Source organism: Sphingomonas sp. S-NIH.Pt15_0812 (assembly GCF_003951315.1).
Taxonomy (GTDB): domain Bacteria; phylum Pseudomonadota; class Alphaproteobacteria; order Sphingomonadales; family Sphingomonadaceae; genus Sphingomonas.
The window spans coordinates 1-1,927 of sequence record NZ_QLJH01000085.1; the positions used below are offsets into that span (position 1 = coordinate 1).

General features: G+C 57.3%; 1 protein-coding gene and 1 pseudogene. One reads left to right on the forward strand and one right to left on the reverse strand.

Features of this window, described 5'->3' with window-relative positions; all coding sequences use genetic code 11:
• Positions 1-259: 259 nt before the first annotated feature.
• Positions 260-394 (forward strand): annotated as a pseudogene (locus BRX43_RS19940) (IS481 family transposase); the annotation flags it as partial.
• Here the strand turns inward: BRX43_RS19940 and BRX43_RS19945 are convergent.
• Positions 391-1,356, reverse strand: coding sequence for a hypothetical protein (locus BRX43_RS19945; RefSeq protein ID WP_125996786.1), 966 nt, complete (start codon positions 1,354-1,356; stop codon positions 391-393). The pseudogene BRX43_RS19940 and the gene BRX43_RS19945 overlap by 4 nt on opposite strands.
• Positions 1,357-1,927 lie beyond the last annotated feature (571 nt).

Sequence of the window (1,927 nt, forward strand, 5' to 3'; positions counted from 1 at the left end):
GACCAGTCATACGAGTACTCGTATGACTGGTCGTAGAACCAATAATTTCCCGCACCGCCCGCGCCCTCATCAAAGGCGGAAAGCATCCCCGCTACCGGCGCTACCGCAAGGCGGCCTTCCGACCACGATTACCATTCTCTGCACTTGTCACCTTGTCATCGCTTTGCGCCTGCCAGCGCGCATATAGCGAGCCTGGAGTAGGTTCTCGGCTGATTGGGGAACTCGTTGAATTAGCCGTTATAGCGACGACGGTGCCCTGGCGTACAATTTCGCTCGCAGGCTCAAAACGCTCAGCGGCCTTACGCTCTACGAATACATCAGCAAAAACTGGACGTCAGAGCCAGACCGGTTCATCGTCAATCCGATCGACCAGATATCGGGACTGAACATCTAAACGCCGTTAGAACCGTATCGCCGAGCTATGCGCTCGGGACGCTGAGGTATAGCCCTGGCTGGGGCGAGTTGGACGATCTTTGCGCCGGAGCGTCGCATCGTTGCCACGACGTCAGGCCAATTTCGGTCGGACACCGCGATGAAAATCGTTATCTTCGATAGGGATCGATCCGGCAGATCCAACATTATTTTTTTAAGAACAGCCACAAGGTTGGGTTCCGAAAGCGATGCGAGCGCTACCTTACCCGTATAGCTTTCGGTCAGTGCGTCGTGGACCCACATCTCCGACACGGCATAATCATCCGCACCGGGAAGACGCAAAACGGTAGTGGAGGGCGTTTGATCATCACCAATCAGGCGACCGACGGCCTCGCGCAGATAGTCGTGCCATTCGCTTTGGGCATTGGCTTTAGGACCTAGAAGTGGAGCAAGAAACGCCGCCTTTGCGGACGCCTCGCGAGCGACCTGCGCGGCGAGAACCTTGCGGCCCGTTTCCTGCGCAGCATTCCAGGCGTTCGCGTTGATTGGCGACACTTTCCCATCGCCGAGATCGATCGCAATGTCGATCGTGGCAGGATCGAGCACAAAGTCCTCGGCGGGGATCACGACAGGAATGATTACCTTCTGGCCGTCGGACGAGAAGCGTGGATCGCCCCGCCACCGGATAGAACTAACCGAATGTGGCAGCGCCTTAATGTAGTTGGCTGGCACGACGTCGGACAACGCGAGTGCACGAACCAACTTGCCCCGAGCACCGTAGATTACGACAGCGTTCGGTCCGTAACCCGTGCCATGCCAATCATCGAACGTGACCGCTTGTTTGCCATCGTCTCGAACAAGCGCAAACACCGGTGCCACGTCGTTCGCAATTTGATGTTCCCAGACTACTTGCCAGCGCCTGTCCACCAGTCGTTCCGCTCGCGACCAGCGATCCGCCTTTCTTTTGTCCAGGGGAGTCAACATCTTTCACCTTATCTTCGAAATAACCAAGCTGGCTATTAAGATCGCGCGGGCTGACCGTAATGCGGGCGTGGCCAGCGCACGACGTATAGGCAGTGACCGTCGGTAACGACCAGCTATCGGCACAGGAGGGCGACGGCGCGACAGAGACCAAAGTCGCACCCAAGGCCAGCAACCCCAGCGCTCGAAACATACTCATTGCCCATACCTCTCAAGACACAATGTATCTTAGCTGGGTGGTACTAGGCAATCTCTGCCTGAGCCCAAGATAGTGGACTGCGGTGTCGCCATGGCCGCTTTGGCGCGCATGTGTGGTGGCTTGAACGGCAAAAATTAGGCGAGAACAACTGCCCTGCCGTACCGCGTGGACGACCCAAAATCGGTCACTCAGGTCCATTAAGTAGCTTCTCGTAACCGGACATACGTTCATCGCGGTTCGACGAGCTCGTTGTGTCGGCGAACCGGTTGTGTGGGCGTGCCCGCGACGGCACCGGCACGCCCAAGCACTCACATATCCGCTGCGGTTGGGCGTACGATCACCTCATTGATGTCGACACCCTCCGGCTGCTCAATG

Bases quoted from the DNA above. Each gene is read 5' to 3' on its own strand.
- BRX43_RS19945 (WP_125996786.1), bottom strand. From the start codon at position 1,356: ATGTTGACTCCCCTGGACAAAAGAAAGGCGGATCGCTGGTCGCGAGCG.